Source organism: Rhodococcus sp. FW305-130, assembly GCF_058788335.1.
This window is the reverse complement of sequence record NZ_JBYTAP010000018.1, coordinates 1-22,918: the sequence shown is the minus strand read 5'-3', so window position 1 is coordinate 22,918 and position 22,918 is coordinate 1. Positions and strand designations below refer to the sequence as shown.

At 63.0% G+C, this 22,918-nt stretch carries 3 protein-coding genes; all 3 read right to left on the bottom strand.

What is annotated here, in order from left to right; genetic code table 11:
* A partial coding sequence (locus tag AC3WQS_RS31180; RefSeq protein WP_492713517.1) for an amino acid adenylation domain-containing protein occupies positions 1 to 3,737 on the bottom strand: 3,737 nt, incomplete at its 3' end.
* A 257-nt stretch (positions 3,738 to 3,994) separates the two neighbouring features.
* Positions 3,995 to 17,743, bottom strand: a complete 13,749-nt coding sequence (locus AC3WQS_RS31175) for an amino acid adenylation domain-containing protein (RefSeq protein WP_492713518.1) — start codon at positions 17,741 to 17,743, stop codon at positions 3,995 to 3,997.
* 89 nt (positions 17,744 to 17,832) lie between these two features.
* Positions 17,833 to 22,918: amino acid adenylation domain-containing protein (locus AC3WQS_RS31170; protein ID WP_492713520.1), on the bottom strand; the 5,086-nt coding region annotated here is incomplete at its 5' end.

The window sequence follows — 22,918 nt, the reverse complement described above, 5'->3', positions numbered from 1 at the left end:
TTCGACGCCCGCAACGGCGAGCGCCGATCCACATCAGAAACCCGCGCACCCGAAAAACCAGACACATCAACAACATCCACACACACAACCCGACGACCCGACGCCACGAAACCATCACGCTCCGTCGACACCACACACACCGGATCAGCCGAATCCAACACATACTCATTACGCGAGGACGGCGCATCAGGATCCAACGGCACCCACGCCCCACCCGCACGCACAATCGCATACAAACCAACCAACAAATCCACCGACCGCCGAACAGCCAACCCCACCAACGACTCCGGCCCAACACCCAAACCAATCAAATAACGCGCAAACCTATTAACCCTCTCATCGAACTCCCCATACGAGAGCACCTCATCCCCGAACACCACCGCCCGCGAACCCGAACAAACCCCCACCACAGAATCAAAACCATCCAACAACAACCCACCCACAACCGGATGAGACGTGTCGTTCCACGACTCGAGCACCAAAGCACGCTCAGGCGCCGTCATGACCTCGACATCACCGACCGCTGAACCGGGATCTGCGACCATCGCGCGCAGTATGCGGACAAACCGATCGGTGAAGGCGGACACGGTCGAGGCATCGAACAGATCCGTGGCGTAGAGCCAGGACAGCGCGATCCCTGCGGCATCCCCCGACTCGTTTTCCCGTGGAGCTGCGGTCAATTGCAAATCGAACTTCGCGATGTCGACGCCCGCGTCGAATCCGGAGACACGCAGTCCGGGCAATTCCAGTGCGTCGTCGGCCATGTTCTGGAAGAACAGCGCAACTTGGAACAACGGGTGGTGCGCTTGGGATCGTGCCGGGTCGAGCACTTCGACAAGCCGCTCGAATGGCACATCGGCGTTGGCAAAAGCCCCCAGATCGATGTCACGCACATGGTCGAACAAATCGGAGAAGCTTGCTCCTGGGTTCACGGCCGTGCGTAACACCAGGGTGTTTACGAACATGCCGATCAGATCGTCGAGTTCGGGTTCCCCTCGTCCAGAGATTGGTGAACCGATCGCCACGTCACCGCTGCCGCTCGATCTTGCCAACAGGACCGCCAGCGCCGCATGGACGACCATGAACAGTGACACGTTGTGGTCAAGTGCGAGTTGCTCCAGGGCACTGTGCAATTCAGCGTCCACGTCCGAACGGTGGACGCCGCCTCTGGTGGAGAGAATTGAGGGTCGTGGACGGTCGGCCGGGAGTTCGATCTTCTCCGGCAGGTCTCGCAAGGTCGTCTTCCAGTACGCGAGCTGCTCGGACATCAACGATGTCGGATCGGAATCCACGCCGAGAACCTCACGCTGCCACATCGCGAAGTCTGCGTACTGCACCGGCAGCGGTGTCCACTCCGGACTCCGGCCGTCCACACGCGCAAGGTAGGCGAACGCAACGTCCCGAACCAACGGCGCTACGGAAACGCCGTCCGCTGAAATGTGGTGAACGACCATCGCCAGGACGTACTCGGACGGATCCGTCTGGAAGAGCTTGACCCGCAACGGAACTGCCGAGCTGACGTCGAATCCGGCGGTAACGAGAGTCAACAGTTCGCCGAGAAGTGCCGAATCGGCCAACGGAACGGGATCGAGGTCGATGTCTGCGGTCGATTCCGGCAGAATTTGCTGATAGCCCACACCGTCGATTCCTGGGTAGACAGTACGAAGGACTTCGTGCCGAGCTAGGACGTCACCGACCGCTGAGGCGAGCGCAACCGTGTCAAGCTCACCACTCAGGCGGAGGACGATCGGAATGTTGTTGACAGCAGATTCGGAATCGAACTGGCTCAGGAACCACATCCGTTGCTGCGCCAGCGACAACGGCACATGTTCCGGACGAATCACCGGCGCAAGCTGTACTCTGACGGACCCCTCCGCCTCGGCTTCGATTCGGGCAGCCAATGCTTCGACCGTCGATACCTCGAAGAGGGTTTTCACCTGAATGCGTGTCCCGAACGCAGCTCCGAGACGTCCAGCCAGCCTTGCTGCAACAAGTGAGTTGCCGCCGAGTTCGAAGAAGTCGTCTTCGGCACCGACCCTCTCGACTCCGAGCAGGTCGACGAAGGCCGCTGCCACGAGTACCTGTGCAGGCGTTGATGGTTCGCGGTACGCACGCGAGATGAAGATCGGCTCGGGAAGGCTGTCGGTGTCCAACTTACCCACTGGGGTGAGAGGAATCCGGTCGATGACCATGATCGATGCAGGCACCATGTGGCGCGGAAGAACGGCCCGAGCGCTGGCGGTCAACGAGTCTGGGTCCAGGTCGACGTCGGCATTCGCCATGACATACGACACCAGCGCGGCGTCACCTGAGGAACCGGTGATCGCGACGGTGGCGACGAAGTCGACTCCGGGTTGGGCGGCAAGGACGGCATCGATCTCGCCCAGTTCGATCCGGAAGCCGCGAATCTTGACCTGTGAGTCCCCCCGCCCGAGATATTCGAGGTCGCGCTCACCACCGGTCTGATCGGTGGCTCCGCCATCGCCGCCGGTGCGGATCCACCGCACGGTATCGCCGGTCCGGTAGAGCCGCTCCCCGACGCCGCCGAACGGATTTGCGACAAAACTTGCCGCAGTAGTTGCGGACAGGCCGTTGTACCCGCGGGCAAGGTGGGTGCCCGACAGGTAGAGTTCGCCGGCGGTTCCGGTGGCGACCGGCTGAAGTCGAGAATCGAGGACGAACACGCCGACACCACGGACGGGACCACCGATCGTCACGGGACGATCGACGGTCAACTCGGCGATGTTGCTGGCGACGGTGGCTTCCGTGGGTCCGTATGCGTTGAAGAACCGTCGGCCGGGCGCCCAGGTGGACAGCAGCGCGGGTGAACACGCTTCACCGCCGACGACCACCACCGCGAGATTGTCGAACTGGTGGGCGCCGTCAAGGGAAATCGAACCCAGCGCTGCCGGGGTCACAAACGCGTGCGTGATCTTTTCCGACACCAGGAGTTCCGCGAGTTCGTCGCCGCCGAACATGTCCGGACGCGCGATCACCATCGTCGAGCCTGCACCGACGGCGAGCAGCAGTTCGAGCACGGAAGCGTCGAAACTCGGCGAAGCAAAATGCAGTGTCCGCGACGTAGAGGTGAGCGCATACCGTTCGACCTGTTCCGCACACAGGTCTGAAAGCCCGGCGTGGGTGACGACGACGCCCTTGGGCCGTCCTGTCGACCCCGAGGTGTAGATCACGTATGCCGGATGATCCACGCGAAGGGTTCGAACGCGTTCGGTATACGAGACCGGATCCGGGGAGATACCGGACAACTCGGCCGTCAACACGTCGCCGTCCACTTCCAGCCATTGGACGCTGCGAGGGCGGTCGATAGCGTACGCGGCCGTGGTCAGCCCTATCGAGGCTGCAGAATCGGTGATCATGTGTTCGACGCGGTCCGCAGGATAGCTGGGATCGACCGGCACGAAAGCTGCGCCGGTCTTGGCCACCGCCCACACCGCACAGACCGACTCGACGGAGCGGGGAATCGACACCGCCACCCGGTCCTCCGGCCCGATTCCGCGGCTGATGAGCAACCGAGCCAGACGCGAGGACAGCGCGTCCACTTCGGCATAAGTGAGGGTTTGCCCCCCGAATGTGATCGCCGGTGCTGCTGGGTTGAGGTCCACTGCAGCTGCGAGTAACTGAGGCAGCAATGGCACCCGCGCGCGCCTGGTGCGTGCCGGTCGTTCGTTCCTGCCGGCGCGAGATGTCTTCCGCCGGGTCGCGTCGTCAGTACTCATACGACCGCCACCTGCGGTCGAACGGTGTGTACGGAGACCCAACGCTGCATCGAGCAACTCACCTTCGCGTCATACTTCTGAACTGTCACTACCGGTCTGTCCAGACTGGACGCCGGGGAACCCACAATTGCATCAGTGGGTTCCCCCAACACATCCAACCCCTACCGCCCATTGTTACAGCCGGTAACACCGATCCGGGCAACGGCACGATCACCTATGAATTCGGCCACTGGCACGGTCGCCGACGAAGCCCGATCTCACCACCCGAGTAGTTCGCCCGTTGCGAGGACGTACTCGAGATCGGGTAAGTCGGTTCGGTCGACGGCCGAGCGGACCTCGTCCGGAAGCACCACATGCGTCACCCAGTCGTCAGCAAGTGAGTCTTCGATTGCCTCGTCGTCACCGAGAATGACGACAGCCGCTCCGGCTGACGCCGCCAGGAGGACCGCGACCGAGTGCTCCGGCGAGCCGACCGCGCCGGCGAATGCCAACCTCGACTCGAAGTCGACGGAATACCGCTTACGCAGCTCCGCCAGAGAGTCCGACAGGTCGCCGTACGTCAGCACTCGGTCACCGTCGACGATCGCCGGATCGTCCGCCATTGTCGACCGGGCGCGATCGACGTAGCTGATCGGACGATCCGACATCGTCGCCAGCCGAGACTCGATCTCCGGTGACGTCAAGAGCAGCGTCGAGGTGTCGGAGTCATTCGACAGGGTCAGGCTTGCCGGATCCGACGGATGCGCCCCGGTAAAGGCTGCGCCGGCCTTCACCACAGACCAGTAGGCGATCACGGCATCGACACCACCACCGATGGAGATCGCAGTGCCGGGACCTGCACCTTCCTCGATGAGCAGGCGAGCCAGACGCGAAGACTTCGCGTCGAGTGCCGCGTAAGGGGTCTCCTCGCCGTCTGTTACCACCGCAGGCGCGTCCGGGTCGCTTTCCACGACGGAGGCGAGCAACTGAGGCAGCAACGTCGTGCTCGCGACTGCGCTGGCTTCGCGACCGCCGCCGGCGACCTCGGACTTCTCCATGTCGGTCAGCAGATCGAGATCGCCGACCTGCCTGGTCGGATCGTCGGTGACCTGCTCGAGTACACGAACGAACCGCTGTGCGAACGACTCGACCGTGGTCTTGTCGAACAGGTCCTCGGAATACAGCCACAGGCCGGAGAGTCCGAGGCCGTCCGCTGCGGTGGTCAGGGTGAGCTGAAGGTCGAACTTCGTGGTCAGGACTCCGCTGTCGACGGCGCCTATGGTCAGGTCTGCCAATGCAAACTCGGTCTGGGCGGTCGGTTCCAGCGACAGGACGATTTGGAACAGGCCCCCCGCCCGAGGCGGCAGCGCCTCCACGATTTCCTCGTAAGGAACATCGGCTTCGCCGAACGCGGCCAGGTCGACGTCGCGCACATGCGAAACGAGATCCTCGAAGCGTGCACCGGCATCGACCGTGGTGCGAAGCGCGAGTGTGTTGACGAACATACCGACGAGATCGTCGAGGGCGCGCTCGCCCCTGCCGCCGACAGCGGTACCGATCGCGAAGTCGGAGCCTCCACCCAACCTCGAGATCAGGACCGCCAGTGCGGCGTGGATTGTCATGAACACCGTGGCGTTCTTCGCTCGGGCGATGTCGCTCAGTCGCGAGTGGACATCAGCGTCGACGGTGAACTGGACGGCCCCCGCTGCGGCGGACTGCACCACGGGACGCGGTCGGTCTGTCGGCAAGCCGACATCGGTAGGCAGATCGTCGAGCGCTGTGCGCCAGAAGTCGAGTTGGCGCGCGGCGATCGTTCCCGCGTCATCTACCGATCCCAGTACGTCGCGTTGCCACAGCGCGAAGTCTGCGTACTGCACTTGGAGTGGGCTCCACGACGGTGCACTGCCCCGGGTACGCGCTTCGTAGGCCACCATCACGTCGCGGGCCAGTGGCCCCATCGACTGCCCGTCGGCCGCGATGTGATGCGCGACGAGTACGAACACGTACTGATCTTCTCCGATCTGGAGAAGATCAGTACGTACCGGAACCTCCGATGACACATCGAATCCGGCGGTCGTCGATTCGACGACCTTCGTGTACATCTGCGCGCCGTCGTGGACCGCTGTCGGTTCCCCGAACATGGGCACGAGGTCGGCGCCGACGATCCGCTGCACCGGCCCCAGCCCGTCGGACGGGTAAAGCGTTCGCAGTGACTCGTGGCGCGAAATCACGTCACGCAGAGCAAATTTCAGCGCATCGACGTCCAACTGCCCGGCCAGACGCAGCGCCATCGGGATGTTGTAGGTCGAGGCGTCGGTGTCCATCTGGTTGAGCACCCACATACGCTGCTGCGCCAGAGACAGCGGAATGCGCTCGGGGCGATCTTGGGCAACGAGCTGCTTTCGCGAACCGGTTCCGACGTGGACTTCGATCGCGCTCGCGAGTTCTTCGACTGTCCGGGTGTCGAACAGAGTCCGTACGGGGACTGTGGCGTCGAGGGATCGGCTCAGTCGTGCCGCCGCCCGGGTCGCGATCAATGAGTTACCACCGAGTTCGAAGAACTCGTCGTCGAGTCCGACCTGAGGAACCTCCAGCAATTCGGCGAATACCGTCGCCACGGCCTTCTCGGTGTCGGACACCGGCGCTCGATATTCGGCGGAAGCGAAGACGGGTGCAGGCAGCCGAGCGGAGTCGAGCTTCCCGTTCACCGTGAGGGGCAAGGCGTCCAACAACACTGTCGCGTCGGGAACCATGTAGCCGGTGAGGAAGTCGGCCGCACTTGTGCTGACCGTGCTCGCGTCGAGGTCCGAACCGGCCTCGGGCACGACGTACGCGATGAGCCGATCGCCCAGATCTGCGTCCTTGCGGACGACGGCCACGGCACGGGCGACACCACCGACTCGGAGCAGGGCCGTCTCGACCTCGCCGAGTTCGATCCGGAAACCTCGAAGCTGAACCTGCGAATCGGAACGCCCCAGGTATTCGAGCTGGCCGGCGCGGTTCCAGCGCGCCACATCGCCGCTTCGGTACATCGACTCGCCGTGTGATGCAAACGGATTCGCGACGAACCGCCCGGACGTCAATCCACTCTGCCCCAGATACCCGCGTGCCAGTTGTCCGCCGGCGACGTAGATCTCGCCGGCCGTGCCGATCGCAGCGGGCTGCAAACGGTCGTCGAGTACGTACACCCGAAGGCCGTCGAGTGGTCGACCTATCAACGACGCCGTCGCGGTCTCCGCGCTCGCACGATCGAGCGGGAGATAAGAGACGTGCACCGTGGTCTCGGTGATTCCGTACATGTTGACCAGTTGCGGCGAGTCGTCCGGATGACGGTCGTACCACCGGGTCAGCTGTGCGAGATCGAGTGCCTCGCCACCGAAGATCACGTACCGGAGCGCAAGATCCGACGCGGTACCGTCCGATCCTCCGGAAACACGGTCCGCCTCCGCAAGCTGGTAGAAAGCCGACGGAGTCTGATTGAGCACCGTGACGCCCTCGGTGGTCAGCAATTGTCTGAACTGGTCTGGCGAACGCGACGTCTCGAAGTCGACGACCACGAGTACACCGCCGTGAATGAGCGGACCCCACAGCTCCCACACCGAGAAGTCGAATGCGTAGCTGTGGAACAAAGTCCACACATCCGAGGAATCGAATGCGAATTCCGTCTGCGCGTTGGCGAACAACTCCACAACGTTCCGATGAGTGACCGCAACACCTTTGGGGCGGCCGGTAGATCCTGATGTGTAGATGACGTACGCCAGGTCTCTCGAACGCAAAGGCCGCACGCGGTCTGCGTCGGTCACGGGGCGGGAGTCGGCTGCGGCGTCCCGGGGCGAGACAGAAGGGCAGGGCAGTTCCCGCAGCGAATCCGGAGCGACGATCGCACACACCGGAGACGCGTCGGCAAGGGTATATGCGATCCGCTCATCCGGATAGCTCGGATCGATCGGCAGATACGCGGCACCAGACTTGACGACGGCGAGCAGCGCCACGACCAGATCGACCGATCGCGGCAAGAGGACCGCTACAAGGTCCTCGGATCCGACTCCCGAATCGATCAGCGTGCGGGCCAGACAGTTTGCGCGGGAATCGATGTCCCGATACGTCAATCGCTCGTCTCCGAAGACCACCGCAATCTCGTTCGGTGATCGGGTCACCTGTGCATCGAACAGTCCGGCCAGAGTGGTCGAGTCGTCGACGACCGCCCCGGGCGTGGCCCACCCTTCGAGTATCGTCCGGCGTTCGTCCTCGCCGAGAATGTCGATGTCGCCGACTGCATTTGACGAATTGGCGACGACGGATGTCAGCACGGCGTTCAGTCGTGACTCGAGGCCTGCAATCGTCGATTCGTCGTAGAGATCGGTGGCGTAGGTGACGGCGAAGGTGAGCCCGCCCGCCTGAGCCGGAGTCTCCCAGACCGTGAACTGCAGGTCGAACTTTGCCAACGTCGGCGCAATGTCGACACCGGAAATGCTCAGGCCCGGAATCTCTACGGATCCGTGCGCACCCTGACCGAGATTCTGGAACGAAAAGCCCACCTGGAAAAGCGGATTACGCGCCTGCGACCGTTCGGGGTCCAGTGCTTCCACCAGACGCTCGAACGGAACGTCAGCGTTCTCGAAACCGGCCAAATCGGTGTCCCGTACCTTCGACAGGAGTGCAGTGAACGACTCGCCCGGGTCGACCTCGGTCCGCAGGACCAAAGTGTTGACGAACATGCCGATCAGATCATCGAGAGCCTGTTCACCTCGTCCGGCCGCTGGTGTACCGATCACGATGTCGGCGGTGCCGGACAGCTTCGCCAGCAGGACGGCCAGCGCACTGTGCAGAACCATGAAGAGTGACACATTATGTTCTCGCGCAACATGATTCAATGATTCGTGCATGGCCGCTTCGATATCGAAGCAGTACTCGGCACCGGAGTGTGAAGCGACTCGCGGACGCGGCCGATCCGACGGCAGGGTCAGTTCGACGGGCAATCCGTCCAGTTGCGACTTCCAGTATTCCATCTGTTTCGAGATCAACGATCCCTGATCGGACTCGACACCGAGTACCCGGCGCTGCCACAGCGCGAAGTCCGCGAATTGGATCGGTAGCGGCTTCCACGTCGGAGCGATTCCCTGCGACCTCGCGGCGTACGCCGAGACGACGTCCCGGACCAGCGGCCCCATCGAAAAGCCGTCACCGCTGATGTGATGGATGGCGAACACCAGAACGTACTGCGAGTCGGCAAGATCGAACAAACGTGCCCGGACCGGCACGTCTGCAGTGACATCGAATCCGGCGAGTACGTATTCCGCCACCCGGTCGGTGACGACGGACTCGTGGATACGTACTGGCGACAGATCAGGCAGTGCATCCGCGGTGTCGAGGACTCGCTGGTATCCGATACCGTCGACTTCCGGATATGTGGTCCTGAGAATCTCATGTCGCTCGAACAGATCACGAAGAGCTGCCTGCATGGCCTCGATGTCGAGATCCCCCGTCAACCGGATCGCGATCGGAATGTTGTCCACTCCGGACGCCGAATCGAATCGGTTCAGGAACCACATGCGCTGCTGCGCGATCGACAGCGGAACCAACTCAGGGCGCTCCTGTGGTTCGAGCGGCGGACGGCCGCCCCGCCCCACGAGCACGTCGATTCGCGCCGCGAGCGACTCCACTGTCGATGCATCGAACAGGATGCGGACCGGCACAGTGGTGTCGAGTGCATGCCCGAGTCGAGCGACGATCTGCGTCGCGATCAGTGAATTACCGCCCAGCGCAAAGAAGTCGTCGTCCAAGCCGACCTGCCCGATACCGAGGAGGTCGGCGAAAATACGCGCAACTTCGACCTCGACCACAGATTCGGGTTCCCGGAAGACCGCGATCTCGACCTCAGGATCGCGCAGTTGCTTCCGGTCGAGTTTTCCCGAGGCGTTGAGCGGCAGTTCGTCCAGAACAACATGTGCCGTGGGCACCATGTATGACGGAAGATGTTTCCCCAGTATCGATTCCAGTTCCAGCCAATCGATCAGAGACTCACCGGCCGCCGTCAGGTACGCGACCAGTTGATCGTTCCGGACGGCAACCACCACCGAACCGACCGACGGATGATCACGCAGGATCGACTCGATCTCCCCCAGCTCGATGCGTAGTCCGCGTAGCTTGACCTGAAAGTCGGTACGTCCGATGTATACCAACTCACCCGACGCATTCCATCGCACCAGGTCTCCGGTCCGATACAGGCGTGAGCCGGCAGGTCCGAACGGATCGGCGACAAACCGGTCCGCGGTGAGGTCCGGCCGAGCCACGTACCCCCGGGCCAACTGCACTCCCGCGAGGTAGAGCTCGCCCGCGACCCCGACGGGCACCGGATGCAGTCGTGAGTCGAGTACCAGAACGCGTGTGTTCCAGACCGGCGCGCCGATCGGCATGGTGGTGGTGTCGGCGTCCGTCACCTCATGGAAGGTGACGTCGACCGCGGCCTCCGTCGGTCCGTACAGATTGTGCAGTTCAGTTCCGGGAAGAACCGTCCGGAACTGCGCGGCCACCTGCGGGGCGAGCGCCTCACCCGAGGCGAAGACTCGGGTAAGGGTAGAAGACCTCGTGACAACCGTATCCGCGAGGAACACTTCCAACATCGACGGCACGAAGTGAATGGTGGTCACTCGTTCGGACGCGATCAGCGCGGCCAGATAGGCCGGATCTCGGTGGCCGTCGACGGCAGCGATCGCAAGTCGAGCTCCGACTTGCAACGGCCAGAAGAACTCCCACACGGAGACATCGAAGGTAAAGGGAGTCTTCTGGAGGACCACGTCGTCGCCGAGGAGGCTGTACTCGGCCTGCATCCAGATCAGCCGGTTGACGATCGCGCGGTGTGACACCGCAACGCCCTTCGGTTTGCCCGTCGACCCGGAGGTGAAGATCACGTACGCCGTGTTCTCCCCTCGCAGCGGGCCGAGGCGGTCCGCGTCGGTGACCGGTGCGTCGGAACAACCGGACAGGTCTACGGTATCGATCCTGACTACCAGCACTCCCTCAGCGTCGAATCCATCTCTCTCTGTGGTCAACACACAGATCGGAGCTGCAGTCGACACGACGTATTCGTTGCGCTCGACGGGCTGATCGGGGTCGATGGGCAGATAGCCGCCGCCGGCCTTGACTACCGCGTACATCGCCACCAGCAAATCGAAGCTTCGGCGAATGGCCAAGCCGACCAGGGTATCCGGGCCGACGCCTTCCGACACGAGTTTGCGGGCGAGTTGATTGACCCGCCGGTCGAATTCGAGATACGTCAGCTGATGCCCATCGAAGGTCAGCGCGATCGAATGGGGAGAGCGGACGACCTGTTCATCGAACAGATCCACCAGCGTCACATCGCGAACATCGTGACCGGTGCTGTTCCAGCGCTCGACGACCAGCCCCAGATCGGAGTCGCCGACGACGTCGACGTCCCCGACCGGCCCAGCGGGGGCAGCCGCGACCGCCGAGAGAGTCGCGGTCAGATACTGGACGAAGGAGGCCACCGTCTTACGGTCGAACAGATCCGTTGCGTAAGTGAAGAGTCCACGGAGTTCACCGTCATGCTCGGTGATCGTCAATTGCAGATCGAATTTCGCCACGGACGCATCGACGTCGAGGGCCGATACCGTGACGCCGTCGATGTCGGCCGATTCGTCGCTGCCCTGGGCGACGTTCTGGAACGTGAGCATGACCTGGAACAGCGGATTGCGTGACTGCGATCGTTCCGGGTTGATGATTTCGACGAGGCGCTCGAACGGCACGTCGGCATGCGCGAACGCTTGCAGGTCCGACTCACGCGTGCTGCGAAGCAATTCCGTGAACGACAGCGACAGATCGACGTTCGTCCGCAACACGAGTGTGTTGACGAACATTCCGATCACATCGTCGAGTTCCTGCTCACCACGCCCCGCGACCGGAGTACCGATCACGATGTCGGAGGTGCCGGACAGGCGCGCCAGCATCACGGCGAATGCACTGTGCACGACCATGAATCGCGAAGCCTGATGCTCACGCGCAATTCGGTCGAGGGAATCGACGACGCCCTGCTCGATGGCAAATTGGTACTCTGCACCACCGTTCGTTGCTACGGCTGGACGTGGCCGATCGGTCGGCAGGTCCAGCTGATCCGGGATTCCCGCGAGCCGGCTCTTCCAGTAGTTGACCTGGCCCGAGATGATCGAGTGCGGATCGTCCTCGCTGCCGAGCACCTCACGCTGCCACAGGGTGTAGTCGACGAACTGGACAGCCAGCGGCGACCAGGACGGCGCACGCCCGTGCGATCGCGCCGCATACGCTGTCACCACGTCACGTACCAACGGCACCATCGAGAAACCGTCTCCGCTGATGTGATGGACGACGAAGACAAGCACGTACTCATCGTCGGCAAGTTGGAAGAGCGCGGTACGGAGAGGGATCTCGACCGTGACGTCGAATCCGGGCTGGATCAGCTCCCGCACACGGAGTTCCACAGCCTCGGCCGGAACTCGAACCGGTGACAGATCGAGATCGACTGCCGCCGAACCGAGAACCTGCTGGTAACCGACGCCGTCGATCTCGGGATAGATCGTGCGTAGGCTTTCGTGACGGTCGATCAGGTCCCGCACGGCCCCCGCCAGAGCCGCCGTGTTCAACGGACCGGTCAACCGCACGGCGACCGGAATGTTGTCGACCCCGGATTCCGGCTCGAACCGGTTGAGGAACCACATTCGCTGCTGCGCCAACGACAGCGGGACTCGCTCGGGACGCTCCTGTGGGACGAGAGGCATCCGCCCCGCGTCGCCGGTGTGAGTGCTCAGTCGTGCGGCCAGGGCCTCGACCGTCGACACGTCGAACAGCAGTCGTACCGGCACTACGGTGTCCAAGGACTGACCGAGCCGTGAGACAACTCGCGTGGCAATCAACGAGTTGCCGCCGAGTTCGAAGAAGTCGTCGTCGAGACCGACCTGAGCTACACCCAGAACATCCGAAAAGATCTGGGCCACAGTTTCTTCGACCACAGTGGTCGGAGCGCGGTATGACAGTGTCGCGAACGTCGGCTCGGGCAGGGCCCGCCGATCGACCTTTCCGTTGGCGTTCAATGGAACCGTCTCGATCGCCACGAACGCGGACGGCACCATGTAGTCAGGCAGACGCGCCGCGACGGTCGAACGTATCGCCGCGATGTCGACGTCGGCCCCGTGTGCTGGTACCAGATAAGCCACCAGGCGGTCTCCGACCAGGCTGTCCTTGTGTACCACCACGACAGCAGCCGATACCGAATCGAGTGCCACCAGGGCCCCTTCGATCTCGCCGAGTTCGATTCGGAGTCCACGGATTTTGACCTGGAAGTCGGTGCGGCCCAGATAGTCCAGCTCTCCCGAACCGTTCCACCGGACCTGGTCTCCGGTACGGTACAGCCGCGAGCCTGCCGACCCGAACGGATTCGCCACGAACCTCTCGGCAGTAAGGTCGAAGCGTCCGCCGTATCCGCGGCTGACTCCCACACCCCCCACGTAAAGCTCACCGACCACTCCGGCCGGGACCAGCTGCAGGCGCGAATCCAGCACGTAGAGTTCGATATTCGGAATTGGAATCCCGATGGGGACTCCGTTGACGTCTCCCGGTGACGCCTCCTGGAAGGACACTACGTCGGAGGCCTCAGTGGGGCCGTAACTGTTGACGACGCGCACACCGGCGGCCATCAGATCTTTGAGCCGACCAACCTGAATGGGCTCACCACCGAGGAACACGACGTCGAGTGATTCGAGGACGCCGTCCACGTCGGCATCGACCAGTGCATCAAATGCACTCGGCGACATGTTCGCGACCTGGACGTCGTCGTCGGAGACGGCGCGAAGGATCTCGGCGGGGTCGAACCCCGCTGCGGCGACGTGAACACTGCCACCGCTGGTAAGCGGTCCCCACACATTCTTCTGCGTGAGATCGAAACTCGGTGACGACGCAACGACCACACCAGCGGCGTCCGGAAGTTCGGATCGGTACCAGGCTGTCGTATTCTCGATGCCCGCCATCGGTACGACCGTGGGCTTGGGCCGACCCGTCGAACCAGAGGTCGAGATGACGTATCCCACGCGCTCACCTGCGCCCCGCTCACGCCAATGGTCCACCCATTCCGGAACAGAATCGCCGGATTCCGCCCCATCAGTGCTCTCGACCCGCAGCACCGGGAGCGCCGTCTGGACGCCGCCGGACGCGATCACCACGCGGGCACTGGTGTCTTCGAGCAATGTATTCACGCGCTCGGTCGGCAACGTGGGATCGATTGGTGTGTAACCGGCGCCGGTCTTCCACACCGCGAGCATTGCCACTACCCACTGCCACGACCTGGGCAGCACCAGCGCAACCACGTCGTCCGCTCCCACACCCGCAGCGAGCAAGTCCTGAGAGAGCACCGACGACCGCGCATCGAGTTCCCCGTAGGTGAGGGTCCGATCATCGGCCACGACTGCAACCGTCGACCGGTCGCGACTGACATGCCGGGCAAAGAGTGCAAGTGGCGATCTGTCGCCGATCGACACACGCTGCCCCACCGACCAGTCGAGCACGCGGGCTGCCTCGCCGGCGCCGAACAGATCGATCTCGCCGACGAGAACGGCCGGATCGGCAGCGACCGCACCGAGCAATACGGACAGCCTGGAACCGAACGTCTCGATGGTCGAGGCATCGAAAAGGTCACGCGCATAATCGATGACGACTGACAGCCCGCCGACCTCGATGTCTTCCCACACCGTGAACTGGAGGTCGAACTTGGCGACTGCGGACTCGAGCTCGAAACCGCTTACCTCGAGGCCGCCGAGCGTTGCGCCACTTTGTGTTTTCTGGCCGAGATTCTGGAACGCGAGCATCACCTGGAACAGCGGATTGTGTGCCTGCGAGCGTGCCGGGTCGAGCACCTCTACCAGGCGCTCGAACGGGACGTCAGCGTTACCGAATGCATCGAGGTCTGCAATCCGTGCCTGGTTCACCAGCTCGTCGAATGTACTTGCCGGATTGATCTCGGTACGCAGCACCAGGGTGTTGACGAACATGCCGATGACGTCGTCGAGTGCGCGATCGCCACGACCCGCCACCGGGGTGCCGATCGCGATGTCAGTGGTTCCGGACAAACGCGCCAACAGCACGGCGATTGCGCTGTGCAATACCATGAACACCGTGGCCTTGTTCGCCTGCGCAATCGACTCGAGGCGCGCGAGTACGTCCGCACCGATAGTCATCGTGTGCGACGCTCCGCGATAACTCGCGATGGGCGGGCGGGGTCGATCCATCGGCAGGTCTAGCCGCTCGGGGAGCCCGTCGAGCTGCTGTGTCCAGTAATCGATCTGGCGCGATATCACCGATTCCGCGTCGTGCTCGCTGCCGAGGACTGTTCGCTGCCAGATCGAGAAGTCTGCATATTGCACGTCCAGCGGCGTGAATTCGGGTGCGCTGCCAGCCGCCCGACTCGCGTAAGCGGTCACGACGTCGCGCACCAAGGGGCCCATCGAGAAGCCGTCACCACTGATGTGGTGGACGACGAATACAAGGACGTATTCCGACGCGGCCACCTGGAAGAGCTTGACCCGCAACGGCACCTGTGAGGTGACGTCGAATCCCCCGGTGATCTCCGTGATGACACGCTCGGTGATCTCGGATTCGGCCACAGCGACCGGCGACAGATCGAGCTCCACGTCGGAGACGGTCAAGATCTGCTGGTAGCCGACGCCGTCGACCTCCGGGTACACAGTACGCAGGCTCTCGTGCCGCTCGACGAGATCATCGATCGCCGAACGGAGCGCAGCGGCATCGAGCATTCCGGTCAGCCGGAGAACGACTGGGATGTGATCGACTGCCGAGGTCGAGTCGAAGCGGTTGAGGAACCACATACGCTGCTGCGCAAGCGAAAGCGGGATCCGGTCGGGACGTTCCTGTGCAACGAGAGGAGCCTTCGTACCGCGGCCAGCAGAATCGCCTACGAGAGAAGCTAATTCGGATACCGTCGGAGCATCGAAGAAAGCTCGCATGTCGAGTTCCACGCCGAGTTCGGCGTTCGCGCGCGCCACCACTCGCGTCGCGAGCAGTGAATTGCCCCCGAGGTCGAAGAACCCGTCGTCTATGCCGAGATCGTCGCGGCCGAGCAAGTCGGCAAAGATCGCTATCAACGTCTTCTCGACCGGGGTGCTCGGTGCGCGGTATTCGACAACCTGCGCTGTGAACTCGGGCGCCGGCAGCGCCTTGCGGTCCAGCTTGCCACTGGCATTGAGCGGAAACGCCTCGAGTTCGACAAACAGCGACGGCACCATGTAGTCCGGCAGGCGTCCACCCAATTCACGTGCAAGAGCGTCGGTGTCGAGCACAACTCCCGATGCGGGAACCACGTATGCCACCAGATTGTCGCCCAAAGCCGCATCGGAGTGGACGAGAACGGCCGCCTGTGCGATTGCATCGTTGTCGAGTAGCGCTGATTCGATTTCGCCGAGTTCGATGCGCAGTCCCCGCAGCTTCACCTGGAAGTCGGTGCGGCCGAGGTACTCGAGCAGGCGGTCGGCGCCGGCACCGCGCCATCGGACCAGGTCGCCGGTTCGGTACATGCGCTCGCCGTCCGAGGTGGAATGCGCGACGAACCGATCCGCCGTCAGATCGGGGCGGGAGACATACCCTCTGGCCAGCTGGACCCCCGCGAGGTAAAGCTCGCCGGGGACGCCGGGAGGTACTGGACGCAGTGCGTCGTCGAGGACGAGTAGCTCTGTTTCGGCGACAGCACGGCCGATCGGAATGGAGACCTCGTCCTGCGGTCCGGTTGCGTAGTACGTGACGTCGACGGCTGCCTCGGTCGGTCCGTACAGATTGTGCAGTTCCGCGGTGCTGACGTCGCGCAGCCGCGCGGCGGTCTGGGCGGGAAGCGCTTCACCCGAGGCGAAAACGTAACGTAGCGAGGTGATCTCGGAAGCGCGCGGTTCAGCGACGAAGACCGCGAGCATCGAGGGGACAAAATGTACAACGGTGACGCCGTACTCGATCATCGTCGCTGCGACGTAGGCCGGATCACGATGCCCGTCCGGCTTCGCGATCACGAGGCAAGCGCCGACCTGCAACGGCCAGAAGAACTCCCACACCGACACGTCGAACGTAAACGGCGTCTTCTGCAGGATGACGTCTTCGTCGGTGAAGGGATATTCGCTCTGCCTCCATCGGAGGTTGGCGACGATTGCCTCGTGTGACACACCGACGCCCTTGGGCCTGCCGGTCGAACCCGACGTGAAGATCACGTACGCAAGATTGTCGGTGCGCAGCGGTGACAGCCGGTCACCGTCGGCAAGCGGCGCGCCTGAGTGCGCCGAGACATCGATGTCATCGATCCGCAGTACATCGACGTTTTCGGGAATGCCGACCGCGTCCACTGACGTCGTGAGCACGAGGACGGGCGCGGCGACGTCGATCACATACGCCAGACGCTCAGCGGGATGGTCTGGATCGAGTGGTACGTACGCACCACCGGCCTTGACGATCGCGTACATCGCAACCAGCAGTTCGACGGACCGACGGATACCCAGGCCGACGAGTGTGTCCGGTCCGACGCCACGGGCGACGAGCTCGCGGGCGAGCTGATTGACCCGGCGATCGAATTCCGCGTAGGTCGACGCCGTGGAGCCGAAACGAAGGGCGACGGCATCGGGGGTACGCGCGACCTGCTCCTCGAACAGACTTACGAGAGTCGACTCGACGACCGACGGAGCCTCGAAAGCAACGACGGAAGTCGCGTCGGCGATGAGCGCACCGACGACGGATTCGAGGCCACCCTCTCGTGTGGCGAGCAACTCCGGCAGCAGCGTGGAGATCACGACGGGTACGAGTGCGTCCGGGCCGAGCGCACCACCCATCGCGGAGTCGAGTGTGGTCAGTTCCGAGTGCAACCGTTCGTAGGTGACCTCGGCGTCTGCATGAACAAGCGCTGTCCGGTCGGGCTCCGCCTCGGCTACTGCAGCGATCAATCTCGGCAGGTCCTCGATCGTCAGCGACTGTGGTCCCGGCATACCGACGGACATCAACACTTCCTCCAACTGACGACAGCACGGCGCAGATCCAACGCACGACTGGTCGTACAGATCAACGCCCATGGGGCAAATACTGCATATTACCCGTCCGTACCGGAACCCTTCCCCAGCGTGGCCTGCGCGTCAGTTATCAAAGACTCGACGAGCGAGGTAATACCGTCGGCGCCCAGTGCCGGAAGAATGCCCGGAACCAGACCGTTCAGCGAAACCGAGACCAACGCGTCGGCAGTGAGCGCCGCACCCATCGTCTGCTTCATCACAGCCAGTTTTTCGGCCAGCTGTGTGAAGGTCACCACGGTGTCGCCGTGTGTGAAGGCAACCGCCGTCGGATCTGCTGCGGCGGCCGCTGCTGCGAGGTCCGGAAGGTCCGCGGCCGTTTTCGGCTCGGCTGCCTCGATCAGCGCGCGTTCGAAGTCCGTCACGATGTCGATGGTCCGCAGAACCACCGTCGGATCTGCGGCAACGGCGTCGACCACGGCCCGCAACCTGGCTGCGAACAGTTCCATGGTTGCGGCGTCGTACAGATCGGTTGCATAGGTGAATCGCATCCGGATATCGGACAGCGCTCCGTGCTCGTCGAACTCCTCGATACCGGTGAGCTGCAGGTCGAACATCGCCGAGTCGAATCCGTCGTCCACCGCCGACAGTTCGAGCCCTGGCAGCGCAAACGTGCCAAGTGCCATGTTCTGGAACGTGAGCATCACCTGGAACAGCGGTGAGTATGCCTGTGAGCGCTCACGGCCGACCTGCTCGACCAGACGCTCGAAGGGCACGTCTGCGTTTCCGAACGCCGCGAGGTCCTTCTCCTTCACCTGCTGCAGCAGGTCGACAAACGTGGTTGCCGGTTTCACCTGCGTGCGCAACACCAGCGTGTTGACGAACATACCGACCAGGTCGTCGAGGACTCGCTCGCCGCGGCCCGCCACCGGTGTACCGATCGCGATGTCGTTCGAGCCGCTGAGCTTGGACAGCAGCACCGAGAACGCGGCATGCACGACCATGAACACGGTCGAGTTCTGCTCGCGCGCGATTTCCGCGATTCGACGCGTGGAGTCGGCGCCGAGAGTGAACAGGAAGTCCGCACCCTTCATCGACTGCGTCGGCGGACGAGGACGGTCCGTCGGCAGTTCCAGAAGTTCGGGAACGCCGGCGAGTTCCTGCGTCCAGTAGGCAAGCTGCGTCGACAGTTCACTGTCCGGATCGCCCTCGGAACCCAGAACGTCGCGCTGCCATAACGTGTAATCCGCGTACTGGACTTCGAGCGGAGCCCATTCGGGTGCCGCTCCCCCGGTGCGCGCCGTGTACGCGACCATCGTGTCTCGGATCATCGGCGCCATCGAGAACGCGTCGCCGCTGATGTGGTGGACCACCACGATCAGGACATGCTCGGTGGGCGTGATCTGGAAAAGGCGAACGCGCAGCGGAACACCGGCAGTGACGTCGAAGCCCTGACCGACGACCTTCGCGACCTCGGCCCCAATCGTGTCTTCACCGACATACAGCACGGCCATGTCGACAACGGCTGCCGACTTCGACTGAATCGACTGCGTCGGGCCGTCCCCGAGATCGGGATAGAACGTCCGCAGGATCTCGTGGCGAGCAACAAGGTCGGAGACGGCCGACTGCAATGCTGCGACGTCGAGATCGCCGGACATCCGGATCGCGACCGGGATGTTGTACGCGGCAGACCTGCGGTCGATCTGGTTGAGAACCCACATCCGCTGCTGAGCGAGCGACAACGGAATCTGCGACGGCCGTTCCTGCGCCACCAACTGTGCCCGCGAACCTGAACCGGCATGTTCGAGCACCCGCGACGCCAGCAGTCCGACAGTCGACGCTTCGAAGATGATCCGCACCGGAATCTGGGCGTCAAGTGCCTGACCCAACCTGGCCACGACCTGTGTGGCGATCAGCGAGTTTCCGCCGAGATCGAAGAAGTCGTCGTCCAACCCGACTCGTGGAACGCCCAGGACTTCGGCAAACACCGAGGCCACGATCTCTTCGACCGGATTGCTCGGGGCACGGAACTCCGTTGCCTCGAATTCGGGTTCCGGCAGCGCCTTTCGATCGATCTTGCCGTTGATGTTGAGCGGCAATTCGCTCAGCACCATCAACGCCGACGGCACCATGTAACTCGGCAACTCGCGGACGAGTTCCGCCTTCACGCTGTCGACGTCGACGGTGGCCCCGGCCTGCGGAACGAGGTACCCGACCAGTCGATCCCCCAGTCGCGGATCGGTTTTCGCGACGACAACCGCGGCGTCCACGGACTCAGCAGCTCTGATAACAGCTTCGATCTCACCGAGTTCGATGCGGTAGCCGCGGATCTTCACCTGGAAGTCGGCACGATCGACGTACTCGAGTTCACCGCCACTGCGCCAGACAACAAGGTCGCCGGTGCGGTACAGACGTGTGCCCGGTTCTCCGAAGATGTTGGCGACAAAGCGTTCCGACGTCAGGTCGGCCCGCCCGTGATAACCACGAGCCAGCTGGGTTCCGGCCAGGTACAGCTCACCGGTGACTCCGACCGGAACGGGATGCAGTCGCTCGTCGAGCACGTAGACCTGCGTATTCCATTCCGGGGCACCGATCGAGACCGACGAGGTGTCGCTCTCGTCCACATCGTGCGCGGTCACTGACACCGCAGCCTCGGTCGGACCGTACAGATTGACGAGTGCCGCGTCGGACATTTTGCGGAACTCTGCCGCCGTTGCCGCGGGCAAGGCCTCACCGATGGCAAGGACACGCTCGAGCGACTGCGGAAGAGTGCCGTCTGCTGCGGCCGTCAGCATCGAGAGCATGGACGGCACCGCGTGCAGCGTCGTCACCTTCTCCTGAGCGATGAGCGCCAGCATGTACTCGGCGTCCTTGTGGCCGTCCGGGTCGGCGATGACCAGGCGGGACCCGGATGTCAACGCGGACCAGAACTCCCAGACCGAGAGGTCGAACGTCGCTGCAGTCTTGAGCAACATTGCGTCGGTCTGGTCGAGACCGTAGCGATCACGCTTCCACAGAAGCTGATTGACGATCGCGGCGTGGGACAGCGCCACACCCTTCGGCTTGCCGGTCGATCCCGACGTGAAGATCACGTACGCGGTATTCGCCGAACGAAGCGGTGCGATCCGCTCGTCGCCGCGCACCGGCGCTCCGGAGACGCGCGACAGATCGAGGGTGTCGATGAGAAGAACATTGTCGATCCCCGCGAGCGACGGTGCGTCGTTCTCGTTGCTGAGCACGCAGACCGGCGCGGCCATCTCGAGGACGTACCCGGTGCGATCGGCCGGATGATCCGGATCGATCGGAACATAACCGCCGCCTGCCTTGGCAACGGCGTACATGCCGATCACCAGGTCGATGGAGCGTCGCATTCCCAATGCCACCAACGACTCCGGACCGACACCCAGTTCGATCAGGTGACGGGCGAGCCGGTTGACCTTGTCGTCGAACTCCACATACGTCAGCGATTCGAGCCCGTGCACCAACGCGACGGAATCACCGTGCGCGGCAACCTGCTGATCGAACAGATCGACCAGTGTCGCCTCGGCGTCGAGTACCTGCTCCGTTGCATTCCATTCCTGCAGAACCTGATTCGACTCACGCGGATCGAGCACGTCGATGTCGCCGACCACGATCGACGGATCGGCAACCACCGCTGCCAGAACGGTGTTGAACCGATCAGCGAAGGACTGCACTGTCGACTCGTCGAAAAGGTCGTGCGCGTAGCTGAATACGGCCGAGATGCCGGAGGCAACGCCACGCTCGTCGTAGTTGTCACCGACGATCAACTGCAGATCGAACTGAGCGACACCGTTGTCGATCTCCAGGCCCTTCACCGTGAGACCAGGCAGTTCCAGGCTTGCCTGTTCCATGTTCTGGAAGAGGAAGCCCACCTGGTAGAGCGGGTGCCGAGCGGTCGAACGTGCCGGGTTGAGAACTTCGACCAGTCGCTCGAACGGAACGTCGGCGTGCGCAAACGCCTGCAGGTCGTTCTCTCTCACGCGGGCAAGCAGTTCCGTGAAGCTGTCGGAACCGTCGACGTGTGTCCGGAATACCAGAGTATTGACGAACATGCCGATCAGATCGTCGAGCGCACGCTCGCCACGGCCCGCGATCGGGGTGCCAACGGCGATGTCGTCGGTGCCGGAAAGGCGCGCCAACAGGACCGCGAATGCCGCGTGCGTGACCATGAACAAGGTTGTTCCGTGCTCACGGGCCAGTGATGCCAAGCCCTGATGCACTGCTGCATCGATCTCGAAGTGGAGGTAACCCCCACGGTACGACTGCGCGGCGGGACGCAGACGGTCCGTCGGCAGGTCCAGCTGATCGGGCAACCCGGCCAAAGCCTGGCTCCAGTAGGCGATCTGCTTGGACGACACTGATTCCGGGTCTTCCTCGCTTCCCAGTACCTCACGCTGCCACAAGCTGTAATCCGCGTACTGCACATTCAGCGGAGCCCAACCCGGCGCCGTTCCCTGTGCCCTGGCCGCGTAGGCCATGACGAGGTCACGGGCGAACGGAGTAGTCGAGGAACCGTCCGCGGCGATGTGGTGCACCACGACGGCGAGGACGTACTCGTTCTCGGCTACCTGGAACAACCGAATCCGCAGCGGGATTTCGGCCGTCACGTCGAACCTCGTCGACGCCAATTCGACCAGCTTGCCGACAATCTCAGCTTCCGTGACACTCTCGACGTTCAATTCCACCGGCGTATGTCCTACCGGTTCGATGACCTGGACCGGTCCCGAATCGGTTTCCGGATACACAGTGCGCAGGGTTTCGTGGCGGGCAACGACGTCGCCGATCGCCGCACGCATCGCGCCCAGATCGAGTTCACCGCTCAGCCGCAGTGCAAACGGCATGTTGTAGGCGCCTGCCGAGCCGTCGAAGCGGTTGAGGAACCACATACGCTGCTGCGCAAGAGAAAGCGGAATCTCTTCCGGTCGATCCTGAGCTGTCAGCGCAAGGCGGCTTCCTTCACCGACGTGTGATTCGAGACGTGCGGCAAGTTCCTGGACGGTGGACGCTTCGAACAGAAGGCGGACCGGTACGGCCGTCTCGAGTTCTTCGGCGATGCGCATGACAACCCGAGTCGCGATGAGGGAGTTGCCACCCAACTCGAAGAAATCATCATCCAACCCCACCCGATCAACACCCAACACACCCACA